This is a genomic window from Azonexus sp., from assembly GCF_041909095.1.
Classification (GTDB): domain Bacteria; phylum Pseudomonadota; class Gammaproteobacteria; order Burkholderiales; family Rhodocyclaceae; genus Azonexus.
This window is the reverse complement of the sequence record NZ_JAYREB010000003.1, coordinates 77,781-95,785: the sequence shown is the minus strand read 5'-3', so window position 1 is coordinate 95,785 and position 18,005 is coordinate 77,781. Positions and strand designations below refer to the sequence as shown.

Genomic DNA, 18,005 nt, shown 5'->3' with positions numbered 1-18,005 from the left:
AAAGGGCGAAAACCGAACCGCTATCCCTGCACGGCAAAGCGTCCCAGATAAGCCAGCGTCCGGTTATCCGCCACCTCATCATGCGGAATCAGCAGATAGCGCCAGGGCTTGCCGCCCTCGGCTGCGTTGTAACCGGAAGCATCGCGACACCAGCGCGCAGCAGCCAGCGCCTTGGCCTTGACCTCCTCGGACGCCAGATCGGTGCGCGCCTTGGTTTCGCACATCAGGATTTCACTTGCCGTTTCCACCACGAAATCCGGCACGTACTCCGGTTGCTCGGCGCCCAGGCGATAGAAAATCTGGAACTGCCCCTTGGCCGGCTTGAACCACTTCAAGGCTTCCCTTTCGAGAAGCACCGCAAAGCGTCGCTCGGTATCCGAATCGAATTTCTGGAGCGGATACAGGCATTTCTCGAAACCACCGAACAGCATCTGCTTGATCTTGCCCACCTCAGCCACCGTCTCGCGGAAGTGATGGACCTCGCCCGCCATCGCCGAATAGCTGCACGGCTTGATCGCCGTGAAGCCGCGCTTCACCTCGACGGTGTAGGCGGTCGTCCCTTCGTCGTAATGGGCCAGCATCTGGGCGTGGATATTATCGGCAATCAGCCGGCGATAGCCATCCAGCACATTGCGTAACTCTTCCTCGGAAGCCAGCCGCTGGCGCAGGGCGGCAACCGCTTGCCCGGCCAGGTCGTAGAGCAATTCGGCGTGGGTGTCGTAGTCGATGTCATCGAAATCCATCAGAGCATGGACGATGTAATCCTCCGGCCGTTGCTCGACGATGCCCACCTGCGCCGACAAGGTATCCTGTTCGTGGTTATGCAGGTCCTGGATCAGGATGTCGCGCTCGCCCGGCTGCAAGGAGGCAAAGCCGCCCGTCGTCAGCGTGAAGGGTTTGAAACCGCCGACCACCTCGCCCGCCGGCACGACCACGATGCGTGGAATGTCGATGCTGTTCTCGACCACCGTTGCAATGGTCCGGGCCACCACGGCCTCGACGTCCACCGCTTCTTCTTCCGCCAGCAGTTCGCCCTGGGCGGGCGCCATCTGCTGCCGTACCGTCGCCACGATCTCCTGGCGAATCTGTTCCTGCAGCAAGGCGCTGCTGGTCGGTACCCGGTTGCGCTGCACCTCGTAGGCCGCCACCGCCTGCCGGGCCAGCCGTGCCACTTCGATTTCCCGCGCCTGGGTATAAATCGGTGTGGCGGCAGCAGCCCCCACCACACCAGGTAGCGGCGTGGTTGTCAGCCCAAGCAGGGCATCCACCGTAGACGGCACATCAACGCTCACCTTGCGCGCTTCTTCCTCCGGCGCATCGAGAATCAACTGCTGCAAACGGATGGTCGAATCCGGCTTGTTCGCCTCATCGACGATTTCCTGGAAACGGTCGTGCGCCACGATGTTCAGCCGATCCACCGCCGCCACACCGGTACGCTTGCCATAGGGCAGACGCAGGCCGCGCCCGATTGACTGTTCGATCAGCGTGCGCGCATTGGCAGCGCGCAGCGGCACGATGGTGTAGAGGTTGGTCACGTCCCAGCCTTCCTTCAGCATGTTGACGTGAATGACGATCTCGGTCGGCTCGTCAACGCTTTCCACCGCCAGCAGCCGGGCAATCATCGCCTCCTCATCGGCACCCGACTTGCTGCTGTCCACCTGAATCACCTTCTCCCGATAACGTCCCTCGAAGAACTCGTCGGACTGGATCAGGTTCAGCAAAGCCCCGGCATGCGTCGTATCGCGCGCAATCACCAGCATGAAGGGCTTCACCAGGCGCACGCCGTTCTGGTGGGCGTAAGTGGTCAGTTCCACCTTGGTCGCCTCGTGCAGGCGCACGCCATCCTGCAACTTGATGCGTTCCAGCACATCCGGCGGATACTGGGCCGGGTTGAAATTCTTCTGCGTCACCACCGCCGGCGATTTGACGAAACCGTCGTCCAGCGCCCGTGCCAGCGGGTAATCGACCACCACATTGCGGAACGGAACCGGCCCCTTGGCGCTTTCCACGAAGGGCGTCGCCGTCAGTTCCAGCCCGAGCAGCGGCTTCAGTTCGTTGATCGCCCGCACCCCGGCGCTCGCCCGGTAGCGGTGCGACTCGTCCATCAGCAACACCAGGTCGGGCAAGGCCGCCAGGTAGTCGAAATAGCTCTGGCCGATATATTCCGACAGCCGCTTGATGCGCGGGCTTTTGCCGCCGCGCACTTCCGAATTGATCTTGGAAATGTTGAAGATATTGATCGTCACCGGCGACAGCAGACCGCCCTGCACATTGGCGCCGCGCTGCTCGTAGTTGTCGCCGGTAATGATTTCCGGCGGCGCTGCCGCGAACTCGGCGACACCCTTGAACACGTACTTCGGCGTATTCGGCGTGAAATCGGCAATCAGCTTGTTGTAGATGGTCAGGTTCGGCGCCATCACGAAAAAATTCTGGATGCCGTGCGCCTGGTACAGGTAGGCGATGAACGCGCCCATCAGGCGCGTCTTGCCAACGCCGGTGGCCAGCGCGAAGCAGAGCGAGGGAAACTCCCGGTCGAAATCCTTGAGCGCGGGAAACGCCGCCTGCATCTGCGCCAGAATCGCCGGCAAATCGCGCTCGCCATGGGCCAGGGACTCCGGTGCCAGGGCGATGGCCCGCGCCAGCTGTTCCAGCGATTCCCGTTGCGGCGCGCGCAGGCTCAGGCGTCCCGACAGGGAGCGGACAACGGCTTCAACGTTCACTTGCGCTCCTCATTACGCAGTTCATCCGCCGTCACCCGCACCAGCCGCTGGTCCCGCGTCACGACAATGGCCGTATCGGTACGGATGGCCTGCTCGCGTGCCATCTGCGCGGCCCGCCGCATAGCGCCCAGCGAGGCGGCCAGATCCTTGTCTTTCGCCTTGCCGATTTCTTCCCGCGTCATGTGTTCTCTCCCCATTCAATCAGGATGGGCTCCTCGCCCGCGTTGTCATACAGCGCCCAAGCATCCACCGCCCAGCGGTAGCGTTCATCGAAGTTGCGCCGCCCAGCTTCAAACCGTCGCCGGATCACCGGTTCGGGAATGTCGTGCCCGCCCTGGCGCACCCGCTCGGCCACCCGTGCGATGGCCATTTCCGGAGAAGGCAAGGCCAGGAAGAACAGGCTGACGTGATAGCCGGCAGCGCGCCAAGTCTCGATATGTTTCGCATAGGCCACACCGGAAAGCGTGGTCTCGAAGGAAAAACTCTCTCCGCGCTCCACGCAAATCCCGATCTCGCGCAACATCAGCCGCCCAGCCTTGACCGCCTCCGCCTCCGGCGCAAACGGCGAGAGGCCGGCCGCAATCAGGTCGGCATTGATGAAACGCGGGCAATCCGCTTCCTTCGGCAAAAAGGCACGCGCAAACGTCGTCTTTCCCGCACCGTTCGGCCCGGCGATTACGATGATTTTCTTGCCACTCACCGCAAACCACCCTGGCAAACCCGCGGCCCACGCGCTTCGCGAACTTGTAAGGACGGCTTACAAATTGCCGCTTCCCGCAACTTGCCGCCCGGCGTCACGCCCCCTCCTCCCCGAACAGCCCCTGCTGCACCGGGTCGGCCGGCGGCTTTTCGGCCAGCGGCAGGTTGGCGACGTTAAGGCTGTAATCGTCGTGCCCCCACTCGCAGCGGGAGAGCACCATCTTGGGCAGCTTCTTCAAGGTCAGGTTCGGCCAGCGTTGCCCGGCCTGCGCGGCGGTCAGGCCACGAAAAGCGCCGCAGCAGACCAGCAGCGAACGGGCTTCGCCGACTTCCTCGGCCAGTTGCGCCAGTTGCTCGACGCCCAGGGTCTGCGTCGTCACGTAGATGAAATCGCTTTCGCTGGAATGGCCGTGCTGCCAGAAATGGGTTTCCGACGGCGCGTAGCTGAAGCCTTCCAGCTTGCACACTGCCTCGGCCAGCATCGCCGCGTTGTATTCCGGATTGACCACCCAGTTGCCCCAGCGGTCCTTTTCCAACAGCGACGGCGCCAGCCGGTAGTAACGGAAACCGCCGCCGCCCCGCCAGTTGACCGCAGAAGTCACGCCGCCGGGATCGTCGCCGTCGATGACCTTCTTCAGGCGCGGGATGATGTGGGTATGGCAGTGCTCGCCCAGCTCGATCATGATCCAGCGCCGGCCCATCTTGTGGGCCACGGCGCCGGTGGTGCCGGAGCCGGCGAAGGAGTCAAGGACGAGGTCGCCATTAGTAGATGCGATCTCCAAGACTCTCTTGATTAGCCGTTCAGGTTTCGGAGTAGTAAACGGGTCTCCGGGAAAGAGCCGGTCAATCTCCAACCTTGACTCTTGATTGTGCCCTGCCTCGTCATATCCCCAAATTGAACGCGGCACTACAGGTTTCGATTGGGTCAGAAATTTCTTGATGCGAGGCATTTTCGCCTCGCCGCTCTTTCCCCAATAAAGAAGCCCCGCCTCAACATTTTTTTCGTGTGTCTTTCGGTCATATGCCCAAACTCTGGTGCGACTGGGCCAGACCTCTTCCAAAGAAAATGGGTTGACGATTGGGTAATAAAGATTAGGTCGTTCCTCTGCCGTTTTAGCGCAGGTGTAGGCAGCCGAATTCCAAACCCCTCTGGGATCGTTATCTGGATTCCGGTAATTTGCTAGCTGAGATTCGTTTTTCTCTAAGCGGTTAGGGCGCCAAACTTCCTTATTCTTCGCAATCACCAGAACATGGTCAAAATCGCCACTGAAATATTTTGCGTCATTGGCTGGTGAAACTCTCTTGTGCCAAGCCAAGTTCGCCACGAAATTCGCCCGCCCAAACACCTCATCACACAACACCTTGAGGTAGTGCGCCTCGTTGTCGTCGATGGTGATCCACAGCGAGCCATCCTCAGCCAGCAGGCGGCGGAGGATTTCCAGCCGGTCGCGCATCAGCCCCAGCCAGATCGAATGTTCCAGCCCGTCGTCGTAATGGGTGAAGGCGCTGCCGGTGTTGTAGGGCGGGTCGATGAACACGCACTTGACCTTGCCCGCGTACTCCGCCTCCAGCGCCTTCAAGGCCAGCAGGTTGTCACCGAAGATCAGCTGGTTGTCGAAAATATCCCGATCCGTCACCCGCTGCCGGGCGTGATACGACTTCTCCGCTTCCTCCACCAGAATGCGCGGCTCCAGCTTCGGCCGCTTGTCCTTGCCGATCCAGGTGAGTTCGAGTTTTTGCTTTTGCGTCATGTGTTGCTTTACTTGATGTCTCTCGGAAACCAACGGCGAACGGATTCCAGCAGGGAATTCAAGGCCGAATCCGTACAGCGTTTCACGGAAACCTGCGCCGCCAGGCTCTGATAAATGGCCGAGGACCGTGGCTTCCTCGCCTGCCTCAACGTCTGTTCCACGGCCTCCTTGGGCTGACGCGGCTTGGGTTCGCCCGCATTCCAGAATCCGAGGCTCTCCAGTTCGGCGCGCAATTGTTGAAAACTCCCGGAATATCCCAGATGCGTGCAGACCTGCGGACTATCCTGCCAGACCCAATTCTCCAATTCCGGAACGATCACCACCGCACAGCCGGAATCTCCGTGCCAACCCGCATTAATGATGTGCTCCTGTACTCTCTGCATAATCGCCTCGTATCCGGGCGAACCCTCCCAGGCGGCATCCACGATGACGACCGCATGTTTATGTGTTTGTACAAATGGCTGTAGCAGGGCATTGGCTCGCGTGTACAAACCGGGATCGTTCTGCCCATGGGCAACAACCAAATCCTGCTTGGGATCGAAAACGAAGGGGGCACACCCCAAGGCCAGATGAAAATCCGGTTTTGAGAGAAAACCTTTCAGCACACCTTCCATGTTCTTGTCCGCGACTAGAAAAAGGCAATCCCTCATCCCAACACCCCTGTTGCGAAAAGGTCACCCAAGTTCAGCGCCGACTGCCAATCCCTCAACCTGGGATGCTGGCTTCCTCTGACGATATCAACCGATCCCTCCGCTGTTTTGCCGAAACAGAGAACCTGTTGTGCCTTCATCTGGCTGAGAACCACTGGCGAGTGCGTTGCACACAAAACTTGCGAATCGTAGATCGAAGAAAGCGATTGCATGACCGTTTCAATCGCTTTGGGGTGAACCCCGTTCTCCGGCTCCTCGATCAGAATCAGCTTGGGCGCCTTGGGGGCATACGCCAAAAGAGTTAGCGCAAGCAAACGCAAAGTCCCGTCCGATAGTACCCAGGATGGCGCGGTCAAGCCGTTCTTGTAACGCAACTCCAAATAGCGAGATCGATCCTCGGGCCTTTCTCTGGTAACAACGTCTTCCAAATCTTCCAAGGTCGACGCCAGATGCTGCACCCACTCCTTTTTTCTTCCCAAACTATCACTCTTCTCAAGTTCATGAACAATCCAGGGGAGATTGGAGCCATCAGGCAAGAAATCGCTTGGAGATCCGGCTGGGGCAGAGAGGCGCATTTTTTCAGCATTCAGCATCAAACGGTGAACACCTTCCATCAACACGCGCTTGGTCCAGGTGGCCGCCGGAAACTTCAATTCGTCCTCGGGCAGATTGGCTAATGCGCTTTTGCTTGGCCCCAGACGAAAAAGGTTGTTCCAGTCAGAAGTTTCGGAACGGAAGTAGTCATTTCCGCTTTCCACGGTTTTACTGACTACCTTTCGCCACCCCACAGGCGTTTTGGTATTCGAGGGGCGAACGATATGCGAAGGTACGTCTAGCTGATTGGGGAAAAGATCAATCTGCCCTTTGGCCAAGGCTTCGGCGGGCTTTTTCAATTCATTGCAAAGCCATAGTGCTTCGTGGTTAAAGCCGAGAGCACCTTCAGTTCTAATCCCCATTTCATAGCGTGCGAAGCGATAGCGCCCATCCAGCCTCTTGACCAACTCGCTGGGCAATTCCAAGGTAATTGCAATTTCGACCCCGCCCCCTTCCCGCAACCATGTGAGATCACGAGGGTCTACGGCTCGGGGAGCAATATTCATTCGCGAACTCCCATACACCGCCGCATCCAAACCGCTGGTCAGGACATCGCGCACCAGCAATAGCGCATCGAACAAGGTGCTTTTCCCGCAGGCATTAGGCCCCACCATGACAAGAAAGGGCTCGAGACTGACGGATACATAACGTAAAGCTCGCAGACTTCTGACTTCCAATTCGCGAATCATCGGAATATTCCATTCATTTTCAATAACGAATCAGGTTTTATAGTACGACACCCGCTACAGGGCGTGACACGACTTCTCCGCTTCCTCCACTAGAATGCGCGGCTCCAGCTTCGGCCGCTTGTCCTTGCCGATCCAGGTGAGTTCGAGTTTTTGTTTTTGCGTCATGTGTTACGAAGGTTTTCTATAAGGGTGCAGGCGCCGCGTTTCGGAACGCGTCGCCCAGTATGAACCGGCTTTTTCCACCATTGGCCATCCTTCTTCCGGGCAACACAAAGCTTCTGCTGCCTGATAAACGAGTCGGGCGAAATCGATGGCATCTTGATCCGGCAAATGCATCGCCAGTTCGTTGAAGTGGCAACCAAAAATATTGCGCACCTGCATGGTGTTCTGTAGTTGCTCGAAAATCGGCCCCAATTCTGTCGCCAGGTAGCTACCGTCAGTTTGACGGCTCTCGACCTTGAGTACGTTTTTCAATTTCTTGTCGATGGACGGCAGCAAATCACCCAACGTGGGTTTGCCTTTGCGCCTGGGAACGGAACATTCGTAGTGGGCGGTCAGATAGTCACAGGTAGCTTCCAGCACGACTCCAGCGCTTGCGCAAAGCAGTTGCGGGCTGGGCGTTTCGTCCGCCAGTAGTTTACCAAGCTCGGCCACCGGCATCGGCGCCCCCTTGCCATGCGAGACGCCCCTTCCCGGACTCCAATTTTTCAGTTCCACATACTGGCAAAAAGGCGGACGCATGTGACCCCAGCGGTATTTTTCTTTCCACGGGCGATAGTGGGTCGTCAGAACACAGTGCAGGAATTGCTGCGACTCTTCATAAAGCAGGGCGATCAGTCGATCCACATGCGGTTCGTCGATGCTGCCGAGAATATCGTCCAGCACCAGAATGGTGTTCTCTCGCCCTTGCAACCCAGCCAGCGCAAGGAAGATGCAAAGTCCGAGCGAATCCAGGTGCGACTCACTAAAGTAGGCATGCGGTGGCGCATCCTGTTGCCCAAGAAACTCAGCTCCCAGTTCCAAGGAACCGCGTTTCGCCGGATCAAGTTTCAGGCTGATTTTGTTTAGCCCTTCTCCAGGATGGAGCTTTTCGTACAGGCGCCCGACCTCCAACGCAATTGCCTGCAATTTGGCGTCGACGTAGGCACGGCGCTCTTCTTCCATCACTTTCAAGGATTGGCGCAAATTGGGCAAAACCCGGCTAATTTGCGTTTGTCTCTCATAGTTGGAACGGTAACGATCCAAAGCCAGCTTGAGTGACTGAATGCCAGCTTTTGAAGCTTCCAGTGCTTCGGTTTGGCGATTGAGTTGTTGGCTTATGCCAAGAAGCTCGTCGGGATCAGGAATGGCGGCGGAGATGGATTGGAGCACTGGTGCGTCATCACCACCATTGGCCAGAAACACCTCCTGCGCGCCTTCCCAGGCTTGGCGAAATTGATTGAGCGATTCGCTCAGGCGGTGCTGTTCGTTTTCGAGAATCGATTGCTGCTGGGCCACTGCATTTGCTGCAAGGTTCCTTGCCTCAAGCGCCGACTGAAGCGCACGCAACAACTCAAGCCGTTGCGTCACTTGAACGGGCAAGCCAGCAGCAAATTCGGCACTGCCACAAAGCGGACACTGGTCGACATGTTGCAGCCCTTCGAGATGCTTTTTCGCCGCCAACAGCAACTCGATGGTCGACACGTCGTCGGCAAGGCAGGAGGCTTTGGCTTGAGTCAAGGCATTTTCTTCGTAGCCAAGTTGGCGCTGGCTGGAAATAGCCTTTTCATCTGCTTGCCGCACCCGCTGTACGTCGCTTTCCAGTTGAGCAAGTGCCGACGCAAGAGTACGCAGTCGGCGCAGATTGTCGTCGAGTTCAGCCGTACTTTTTTTTGACTCGGCTTCCGCCCAAGTCATGTAGTCCGTCCCTGGCTTGCCGGCCGCCGCCCACCGCTCTTCGATGGCTGTGCGGTTTTCACTGATCACTGCGCTCGCCATGGTCTGTTGGCGGTCGATTTCTGTAATCAGCTTCCTGAGTTCGTTTTCCGAAGCCTCAATAGGAGAGATGTCGATGAATGGGCGAATGACATCGTAACGATTCGCGGGCGTGTCCTGGAGCAGCTGGAGAAGTCGGCTGCGCCGTAGAACCGATGTGTTCGGCATCCCTGTTGCAGGTTTGACTTCGACGCCCTTTTTACCGAAGTAGGCAGTCCATTTTCCAGACGATGTTTCGAGCGCAACAATGATTTCGCTTTTGTTCTTGCCTACCGACGGCCAATAAGCAGCCATGCTTCCCAGGCCTCGCCCTTCCAGCGATCCCACCTTGCCATTACCGATAAAATCGAAGGCGTCACAAAGCGTTGTTTTGCCGGTGCCGTTCTCGCCGTAAATCAGCGTCAGGCTCTTGTTCGATTCAAACGCGACGGAAAGTGGCGTCGTTGCACCGCGCAATGCCTGGATGGATAGGGAACGCAGCGGAGTCTTAGCTGCCATGCTTTTCTCCTTCGGCTAAGGAGAACTCAATAGCGGCCTGCCAATCTTCTTGCTTCATTTTGCCTTGAGTCAGTTTGTCAGCGATGCGTTTGCGCTGACTCCCGGAAACCAATTGTTTTTTTTCAAGGCGATCCAGAATCTTGGCCGCCAATTCCTCACTCGGATTCATTGCTTGCTCCCCTCAAGGCAATTACTGAAGTTCCCAAGCCACAAAAAATAGCACATTGGAATCAATCCGTTGCTGTAAGCCCGCCTGCAACTCGTCAATCAGCCGCCCGCGCTCTTCGTCGATCTGGTCCTGCCGGTCGAACATTTCCCGGCGTTTGCGGTTACGGGTTTGTTCCAGTTCGCGCTGACGTTTCTGGCAGTTGATCTTTTCTTCCAAAGTCAGCGCCGACGAAGCTTCGCGGCGGATTTCCTTGATCTGCCGGTCGAGTTCCTTGAGTTCCTGTTCCAGCCCCAATTTGAGGTCGTCAGCCCAGGCGTCGAGCTTTTGCACCTCGGCCTCGAAGTAATTGAGGTTGCGCTGGTTGATTTCGGCCAACGCAACCTCGCGACGGCAATTTCCTGCGGTCAACAAGGCTGGAGAGGGATTTTTTTCAGCCAGAGCGGACTCGATACTGGCCGGCAGGCGCAGCAGCTTTTCACCGTCATCATCCGGTAGCGGCTTGCCCTGGGTATCGACGGCCGAAACAATCAGCCGCTCTTCCTTGCGGCCTAGCGCTTCCACGGTCAGCAGTTCGACCTGGAGTTGCCCGGACTGGCCACGCAGGCGTTCCAGCGTAGTCAGGCGGCCGTTCTGTCTGGCGTAGGCGTCATAGTCGAAGCGCAGGCGGGCGGGTGGCAGCTCGCCTTGCTTGGCACGGGCAATGATCCATTCGGCGAGTGGATGACCAACGCGATAGAGGTGGGCTTCGCCGCTGCGACGCGGCAGTTCGTAACGCCCGAGGGGAACGTGGGCGGCAAGTTCCGGCGCCGGCAGGGTGTTGAGTTGAAAGCCCGCTTCGTCGAATTCGGCTTCATCTTGCAGGGCGGCTTTGGTCAGATCGAGCAGCATGGTCTCGAAACGCCCACGCGTGGCCTTGCCGTCCGCATCGCGGATGCGCAGCTTGTTCTGGACTTCTTCGTCGAAGTTTTCCAGCAGCAGTTGCCGGGTCTTGACCATGGCCTGGTTGATTTCGCCGGAGAGGTCGAGTTGCAGTTGCTCGAAGCTGGCCTTGATCTGTTCGTGACTGCGACAGGTTTTGTAGATTTCGGCGATGCGTTTTTCAAAGTCGACGCCCGAGCCGATGGCGCCCAGCACTTCGTCGCTGGCGCCGAATACGCCCTCGAACAGGTGGAATTTTTGCGCCAGCAGTTCGTAGACCCGCTTGTCAGCCTCATTGGAGAGGTCGACAAAATTGACCACAACGACATCGTGTTTCTGACCATAACGATGGCAGCGGCCGATGCGCTGTTCGATGCGCTGCGGATTCCAGGGTAGGTCGTAGTTGATGACCAGCGAGCAGAATTGCAGGTTGATGCCTTCCGCGCCGGCTTCGGTGGCAATCAGGATGCTGCCGGCCAGGTTGTCGCATTCGCGGAAGTGCTCGACCAGCGCCGCCCGCGTATCCGCCGTGCGCGAGCCGCTGATGCGGTCGGTGCCGGCATGCTTCTTGAGCCAGGCCTGGTAGATTTTCTGCGCCTGCTCGTCGCAGTTGGTGCCGTTGAACAGGACGACACCGGGGCCGTAGGGCGTTTCAGCGAGCAGTTCGAGCAAGTAGGCCTGGGTGCGTTTCGATTCGGTGAAAATGATGGCCTTGCGCGCGGCCCTGAGGTTTTCGAGTTCGGCAAAGGCCTTGTCCAGTGCCTTGATCAGGGCAACCCCCTTGGCGTTCTGCCGGATACCACTGGCTAGTGCCTGAAATTGCCTTAGTTCGTTCATTTCGCGCTCGATGGCGCTACGCTCCGCCAACGGTTCGCCCTCTGCCGATTCCTCGGCCTCCCATTCGTCAGCGGTTTCGCCCAGAGCCTCGTAATCGGCATTGAGGGTTTCCGTGACATCGTCGGGCGGCAATGCACCGAGTTGCTTTTCCAGCCGATCCGCCATGACGCCCAGCGCCCCGGCGATGGCGTGAGTGGAGGAGGCCAACAGCTTCCACAGGACCAGCGAGATCAGTTGCCGTTGGCCGGTGGGCAGAGCTTTCAGTTCGGGGCGCCGCAAATACTCGGACACCATCCCGGTTAGCTGGATTTCGTCCGAGGAAGGGGTGAACTCCTCGACGATGGGAATCCGCCGGGTGTAAGACACATAAGGTTGCACCTGCCGCCGCAGGGTACGCAGACAGACAGGCGCCAGCCGGGAGCGCAGATCGGAGAAAGTCTGCTCGCGGCTGATCTGACCGAACTGCTGACGAAAGCTGTCGATGTCGCCGAACACCCGTTCGTCGATCATGCTGACCAGACCATAGAGTTCGAGCAGTGAATTCTGCAGCGGCGTAGCCGTCAGAAGTACCTTGCCGGCAGCGTGGGCAACCGCCTCTTTGAGCGTGCGGGCGATAACGTTGCCAGTTTTGTAAACGTTACGCAGCCGGTGCGCTTCGTCGAACACCACCAGATCCCAATTGATCCGCCGCAGATCGTCGGCCTTGGCTTTGGCAAACTGGTAGGAACAGATGACGATCTTGTCCGGACAATCAAAGGGCGCCATCTGCCCGGCCTTGCGCAGGGCGTTATAGCTGCGCGTTTCCAGGATACCGGACTCCAGCGCGAATTTTTCCAGCAGTTCCTGATACCACTGCTTGCGCAGGTTGGCGGGAACGACGACCAGAATGTGGCGCCGCCTTTCGGCCCAATGCTGGGCTATGACCAGCCCGGCTTCGATGGTTTTCCCCAAACCCACTTCGTCAGCCAGGATGACGCCGCGCGAGAGCGGATTGCGACAGGCGAAGAGTGCCGCATCAACCTGATGAGGATTCAGATCGACCTGCGCATCGACCAGAGTTGAAGCGAAGGATTCCATCGAATCCGACGCAGCGCGGCGCGTCAGTTGCCAGGCGAAGAAGCGGGACTGGTGTGGGGTAAGCATCGCGGCATTTTAGTGGCGCCAGACGACTTTGTGTTTCTCGAAACCCGATGCATTTAGCTTGGAGGAAGCCTCTGGTTCTCAGTTCGCAAACTGCGAACCAGTTATCCCCTCCAGTCGATCAATCCTTCGCCTCGGCGCCGAGAAATTCCCCGATATCCCGGCTGGCGACGGTGACGCTGACGGTACGCAGGATGTCGACGAAATTGGGGTCGATGACGCGGTAGAAGACCTGGTTGCCGTCGCGGCGGCGGCCGAGGACGCCGGCCCGGTAAAGGATGTTGAGGTGACGCGAGATGTTGGCCTGGGTCAGGCCAACCTTTTCGACGACATCATTGACCGGGCGTTCGTCCTGACACAGGGTGAACAGGATGCGCAGGCGCGTCGGGTCGGCAAGCAGGCTGAAATAGTGCGCCACGTCGTCGAATAATTGTGCAGTTTCGTCCATGTCCTGTGTAATCCTGAGCGACACCGCAGCACGGCACCGGAATTTGATGCGCCGAAAGGCCGGGAAAGGTCGTCGGACCAAGTCCGGCAAGCGGAGTCTGGCTCGCCATTATAGATGCGCCGACCGGCGAACGTTCAGGGACATGTCTTGCGCGTCGGCCGGTTCTTCCGGGTCACTGGCCGATTCTGCGCCAGCGAGAAATAGGGATCGCAGGCAGCGGGCGCTTTGCTGGTCTGGACGATCAGGGTATTGGCGTGGGGAATTTCCTGCCCCCCGGCGTCGATGCCGAGCAGGCGGTAGGTGTAGGCGGTATCCGGCTGGAGGCCGTTATCGACCCAGGATGGCAGGGAGTCGGCAGCGATTTCGGCAACCACGCCACCGTCGCGCTGCAGGCGGTAGGCGGTGGCGCCGGGCATGGCCTGCCAGGTGAGGACGATCTGGTTGTCGGCGCGGTCGGCGGCGCGCAGCTCGGGCACTCCGGCGACGACGGTCGGCGTCGCGCCCCCACTGCCACCAGCCAGGCGTTCGGCCATGCTCCAGACGCTGGCGATCTGGTCACCGCCGGCGGTGGCGTAATGGCCGACCATGTCCCAGCCGAAGTCGTTGTAGCCCCACCAGTCCCAGCAGCCTTGCGGATTGAGCGGCGTCAGCGGCGGCGCAACGGCGGCGGCCGCCTGCGGATAAAGGACGACGACCCGGTTGGCGTCGGCCCATTCGTTGAAGCCGGCCTTGTTCACGAAGGCCTCACCAAGCAGTTCGGCCTGCTGCTGGCAACCGTGGAAGGCAATGTGCAAGCGGCAAGCCGCGCCGTCGGCGCAATCCTTCGGCACGTAGACGTAGCCCTGCTCGGCCATTGATATCTTGAGCGGGGCGATGGCTGCGCCGGCGCGCCGGGTGTGGATGCGCTGATCGAAGGCTTGCGCCTTGCTGCCAAGAGCGTCGCTGGCAGTCCGCACCAGCGGCCCGTAGAACATCTGCAATGCGGCGCCGGCGGCGTCGTAGGGCGCACCCTCGGCATTGGCGGAACAGGCGTTGATGAAATCGCCGCCGGTCTTGGCGCAGGGTTGGCAAGCACTGCCGACGCAGGCGGCGCTGATCTGGGCGTGACCGGCATTGAAGCTGTCCTGGGTGAAACGCTGGCTGGCCGGGGCGAAGCCGGCGAACCATTGGTCGAGCGCGGCGTTGACCGGCTGCTTGACGATGCCGTCGTTGCTACCGTGGAACAGCCAGAGGCGTTGCCGCGCCAGGTTGGCGAGCGGGTCGATCAGCCCACGGACGGCCCAGGCGCGGGCGGCGGCGGTCATGTCGTCGAGGTCGGCCGGGGTGATCGGCCGCGCCGGATAGGCGGGATCACCCTGCATGCAGCGGGCAATCGCCTTACCGACACCGGCCCCGGCCCAGGCGTCCTTGCCGGCGCAGAAGTAGGGGCCGCCGGCAGTGGCGGCAATGCCGCGCACCGAGGCCGAATGGGCGACACCGAACTGGACGGCCATGAAGGCGCCGGACGAGATGCCGGAAACCGTGGTCTGCGTCAGGTCGATGTTGAGGGCGGGCAGCAGACCGGGGCTTTCGGCCAGGGCGGGATTGAGGGTGGCCAGCGCAAGGGCAAGCAGGCCGAAGTGCCTGGCGAAGGGCAATGCGTTCATCTCGATGTCTTCCGGGAAGGGTTGAAATTGACATCATCATAAACGCCAGCACTGACCTGGCGCAAAGCGATGGTCGCTGCCCGGCGCTGCTTGATCCTGATCAAGAAACCCGGCGATTCCCGCAGCATCGCCAGCTAACACCTTCGTAATAGAAGGCAGCTCGGACATAATGTCGCACTTCGGAAACCGTGTTGCGGGATCGTCATCGTGAATCTCAACACCAAGGTCACGCTGTTCTTCTCGGCGATTGCCGTGTCGCTGCTCGCCGTGCTGGTGGCGATCAGCCTCTACGCCTTCCGCACTTTCTCGATCGCCTCGGCGACCGACCACATCCGCTCGGCCGGCGAGCTGGTGCGGGTGGCGCTGACCGAGTCGATGATCAACGGCGTCATCGACCGCCGCGAGAGCTTCCTCAAGCGCATCCTCGAAGTGCAGGGCCTGCGCTCGGCGCGCGTCGTCCGCTCGCCGGAAGTCGAACGCCAGTTCGGCCGCGGCCTCAATCTGGAAAGCCAGGCGGACGCCACCGAACGCCAGGTGATGGCGAGCGGCAAGCCGTCCTTCGGCGTCGTCGAAGAAGACGGCGAAACCGTCTTCCGCGGCACCATTCCCTACATCGCCACCGCCCACGGCACGCCGAACTGCCTGCAATGCCATCAGGTCACCGAGGGCAGCGTGCTCGGCACGGTGACGATGACGATGTCGATCGACGGCCTGCGCGACAAGGCAGTATTGACGGTGGGCGGCATCGCCGGCGCGGTGACGCTGTTTGCCGTGCTGCTGGTGCTGCTCGCCCGGCGCCTGCTGCGGCCGATCGCGAACACCGCGGTAGCGGTCGAAGCGGCGGTGCAGAAGGCGCTCGACGGCGACTTCAAGACGCAGATCGAGCAGCGTACCAAGGACGAAATCGGCCAGATAGCGCGCGACATGAACCGCCTCCTGGCCTTCCTCGACAGCGGCCTCAACCGCATCGGCACCAGCGTCGCCCGCCTCACCGAACGGCCGGCGACGCCGGGCGAGAACCTGCTGACGGCAACCATCGACATGGTCGAGGGGCTGTCGAAGGCGGCGCATTTCAAGCAGGCGATCGAGGAAGACGAAACCAAGTCGGAAATCTACACCCGCCTTTCCAGCACGCTGCAGAAGGAATTCGGCCGCCAGGAGTTCTCGCTCTACGAAATCCTCAGCCACAAGAAGCAGATGAAGAGCCTGATCGTCGACGGCCGGCCGGCCGACGGCTGCCGCTGGTGCGACCCGGAAATCCTGGTCCGCCCGGAAGCCTGCCGGGTACGCCGCACCGGCCACCCGGTCGACGGCATCGACAACCCGGAAATCTGCTACGCCTTCCAGCCGCCGCCGGAAGTCGGGCCGCGCCGCCACGTCTGCTTCCCGATCATCCAGTCGGGCGCCGTCGGCAGCATCGTCCAGATCATCTGCACGCCGGACGAGGAGAGAAAACTGCACGAGTGCGCCCCGCTGCTCCAGGTCTACCTGCGGGAAACCGCGCCGGTGCTGGAAACCAAGCGGCTGATGGAGAACCTGCGCGATGCGACGCTGCGCGACCCGATGACCGGCCTCAACAACCGCCGCTTCCTCGAGGAATACGTCGACACGCTGATCGCCGGCGTGCAGCGCAAACGGGCGCACGCGGCGATCATGATGCTCGACCTCGACTTCTTCAAGATGGTCAACGACACCTACGGCCACGATGCCGGCGACACCGTGATCAAGGCGCTGGCCGGCGTGCTCAAGCAGGCGGTGCGCGCCTCCGACCTGGTGATCCGCTACGGCGGCGAGGAATTCCTGATCATCCTGCTCGACAGCAACGCCGAACACGCCTGCCTGATCGGCGAGAAGATCCGCGGCGAGGTCGAGGCGATGAAGGTGCAGGTCGGCGGCACGGTGATCCAGAAAACGATTTCCATCGGCATTGCCGACTTCCCCGGCGACAGCGCCACCTTCTGGCAGGCGGTCAAGTTCGCCGACCTGGCGCTCTACCAGGCCAAGGAAACCGGGCGCAACCGGGTGATCCGCTTCACGCCGGAGATGTGGACGACGGATGAGGATTACTGACCTGCATTAATGACAATCCGTAAAAGATCATTCGCCGAATCGGCGAATTAACAAAACATTCGGGCACAAATACACTGACGGCCTTGCTTCAAGGAACGCCGCCATGCTCGCTGCCCTCTCCCTCCTCCTCGTCTGCCAGCTGATCGGCGAAGTCTTCGTCCGCTGGCTGGCCCTGCCGCTGCCCGGCCCGGTCGCCGGGATGCTGCTGCTGTTCCTGCTGCTGGTGCTGCGCGACGGCCCCGACGAGAACCTGCGCACGACCAGCCAGGGCCTGCTGCAGCATCTGTCGCTGTTGTTCGTGCCGGCCGGCACCGGCATCGTCCTGCATTTCTCGCGCATCGGCGAAGAATGGCCGGCGCTCGTCGCCTCGCTGCTGCTCAGCACGCTGGCCGCACTGCTGGTGACGGCGGGAACGATGCGCCTGTGCCAGCGCCTGAGCGAAGGAGAGGAAAAATGAGTGGACCGATCGGCGAAATCTGGGTTTATCTCGCGGCCTCGCCGCTGCTCGGCCTGACCGTGACCCTCCTTGCCTACCAACTGGCGCACGCGCTGTACCGCAAGAGCAGCCAGCACCCGCTGGCCAACCCGGTGCTGATCGCGGTGGCCATCCTCGGCACGCTGCTCGGACTCACCGGCACCGCCTACGAGACCTACTTCGCTGGCGCCCAGTTCGTGCATTTCCTGCTCGGCCCAGCGACGGTGGCGCTGGCGGTGCCGCTCTACCTGCAGTTCCGCCGCGTGCGCAAGCTGCTGCTGCCGATCTCGGCCGGGCTGCTGGCGGGCAGCGCGACCGCCGTCGTCTCGGCAGTCGCCATCGCCCGCCTGCTCGGCGCCGACAGCGCGACGCAGGCCTCGCTGGCACCGAAATCGGTGACCACGCCGATCGCCATGGGCATCGCCGAAAAGATCGGCGGCCTGCCCTCGCTGACCGCGGTGCTGGTGATCTGCACCGGCGTCTTCGGCGCCATCGTCGGCGAACGGCTATTTTCGGCGATCCGCGTGCACGATCCGGCGATCCGCGGCTTTGCGATGGGCGTCGCCGCGCACGGCATCGGCACCGCCCGCGCCTTCCAGATCAACGAACAGTCAGGCGCCTTCGCGGCGCTGGCGATGGGCCTCAACGGCCTGCTCACGGCGGCGCTGCTGCCGCTGCTCGCCGACTTCCTGCTCAAGTAAGGGTAAGTACCAATGGCTGATCCCGG

14 protein-coding genes are annotated in these 18,005 nt (G+C 60.6%); 3 read left to right on the top strand and 11 right to left on the bottom strand.

The genetic code is table 11. The features are described 5' to 3' along the window. Positions 1 to 20: 20 nt before the first annotated feature. The 11 genes from ACE3OV_RS08640 to ACE3OV_RS08590 form a co-directional block, all read right to left on the bottom strand. Positions 21 to 2,720 carry a DEAD/DEAH box helicase gene (locus ACE3OV_RS08640; protein WP_374326585.1) on the bottom strand — a complete coding sequence of 900 codons (2,700 nt, stop codon included), beginning with the start codon at positions 2,718 to 2,720 and terminating at the stop codon, positions 21 to 23. Then, positions 2,717 to 2,902 carry a hypothetical protein gene (locus tag ACE3OV_RS08635; protein ID WP_374326584.1) on the bottom strand — a complete coding sequence of 62 codons (186 nt, stop codon included), beginning with the start codon at positions 2,900 to 2,902 and terminating at the stop codon, positions 2,717 to 2,719. Before ACE3OV_RS08635 ends, ACE3OV_RS08640 begins: the two co-directional genes overlap by 4 nt. Further along, complete coding sequence (locus ACE3OV_RS08630) at positions 2,899 to 3,420, bottom strand: zeta toxin family protein (protein WP_374326583.1); 522 nt, start codon at positions 3,418 to 3,420, stop codon at positions 2,899 to 2,901. Before ACE3OV_RS08630 ends, ACE3OV_RS08635 begins: the two co-directional genes overlap by 4 nt. Positions 3,421 to 3,514: 94 nt before the next feature. Beyond that, complete coding sequence (locus ACE3OV_RS08625) at positions 3,515 to 5,170, bottom strand: site-specific DNA-methyltransferase (protein WP_374326582.1); 1,656 nt, start codon at positions 5,168 to 5,170, stop codon at positions 3,515 to 3,517. 8 nt (positions 5,171 to 5,178) lie between these two features. Continuing rightward, a complete protein-coding gene (locus ACE3OV_RS08620; protein WP_374326581.1) occupies positions 5,179 to 5,784 on the bottom strand; it encodes a hypothetical protein in 606 nt (201 codons plus the stop codon). 32 nt (positions 5,785 to 5,816) lie between these two features. Further along, positions 5,817 to 7,103, bottom strand: coding sequence for an AAA family ATPase (locus tag ACE3OV_RS08615; RefSeq protein ID WP_374326580.1), 1,287 nt, complete (start codon positions 7,101 to 7,103; stop codon positions 5,817 to 5,819). Between the two features lie 168 nt (positions 7,104 to 7,271). Beyond that, the gene (locus ACE3OV_RS08610; protein WP_374326579.1) at positions 7,272 to 9,575 is read right to left on the bottom strand and encodes an AAA family ATPase; all 2,304 of its coding nucleotides are present in this window, start codon (positions 9,573 to 9,575) and stop codon (positions 7,272 to 7,274) included. Continuing rightward, positions 9,565 to 9,744 carry a hypothetical protein gene (locus ACE3OV_RS08605; RefSeq protein ID WP_374326578.1) on the bottom strand — a complete coding sequence of 60 codons (180 nt, stop codon included), beginning with the start codon at positions 9,742 to 9,744 and terminating at the stop codon, positions 9,565 to 9,567. Before ACE3OV_RS08605 ends, ACE3OV_RS08610 begins: the two co-directional genes overlap by 11 nt. A 21-nt stretch (positions 9,745 to 9,765) precedes the next feature. Next, the gene (locus tag ACE3OV_RS08600; RefSeq protein WP_374326577.1) at positions 9,766 to 12,642 is read right to left on the bottom strand and encodes an SNF2-related protein; all 2,877 of its coding nucleotides are present in this window, start codon (positions 12,640 to 12,642) and stop codon (positions 9,766 to 9,768) included. Between the two features lie 118 nt (positions 12,643 to 12,760). Further along, the gene (locus ACE3OV_RS08595) at positions 12,761 to 13,087 is read right to left on the bottom strand and encodes an ArsR/SmtB family transcription factor (protein WP_374326576.1); all 327 of its coding nucleotides are present in this window, start codon (positions 13,085 to 13,087) and stop codon (positions 12,761 to 12,763) included. Between the two features lie 134 nt (positions 13,088 to 13,221). Further along, on the bottom strand, positions 13,222 to 14,733 hold the full coding sequence (locus tag ACE3OV_RS08590) for a hypothetical protein (RefSeq protein WP_374326575.1): 1,512 nt from the start codon (positions 14,731 to 14,733) through the stop codon (positions 13,222 to 13,224). Between the two features lie 207 nt (positions 14,734 to 14,940). On the opposite strand from ACE3OV_RS08590, the gene ACE3OV_RS08585 reads away from it, so the two are divergent. From ACE3OV_RS08585 to ACE3OV_RS08575, 3 genes are all read left to right on the top strand, one after another. Then, positions 14,941 to 16,803 (top strand): diguanylate cyclase, encoded by a 1,863-nt coding sequence (locus tag ACE3OV_RS08585; protein ID WP_374326574.1) that lies wholly within the window; start codon positions 14,941 to 14,943, stop codon positions 16,801 to 16,803. 103 nt (positions 16,804 to 16,906) lie between these two features. Then, positions 16,907 to 17,260: a CidA/LrgA family protein gene (locus ACE3OV_RS08580; protein ID WP_374326573.1), complete on the top strand. Its 354-nt coding sequence runs from the start codon at positions 16,907 to 16,909 to the stop codon at positions 17,258 to 17,260. After that, on the top strand, positions 17,257 to 17,979 hold the full coding sequence (locus ACE3OV_RS08575) for an LrgB family protein (protein ID WP_374326572.1): 723 nt from the start codon (positions 17,257 to 17,259) through the stop codon (positions 17,977 to 17,979). Before ACE3OV_RS08580 ends, ACE3OV_RS08575 begins: the two co-directional genes overlap by 4 nt. Positions 17,980 to 18,005 lie beyond the last annotated feature (26 nt).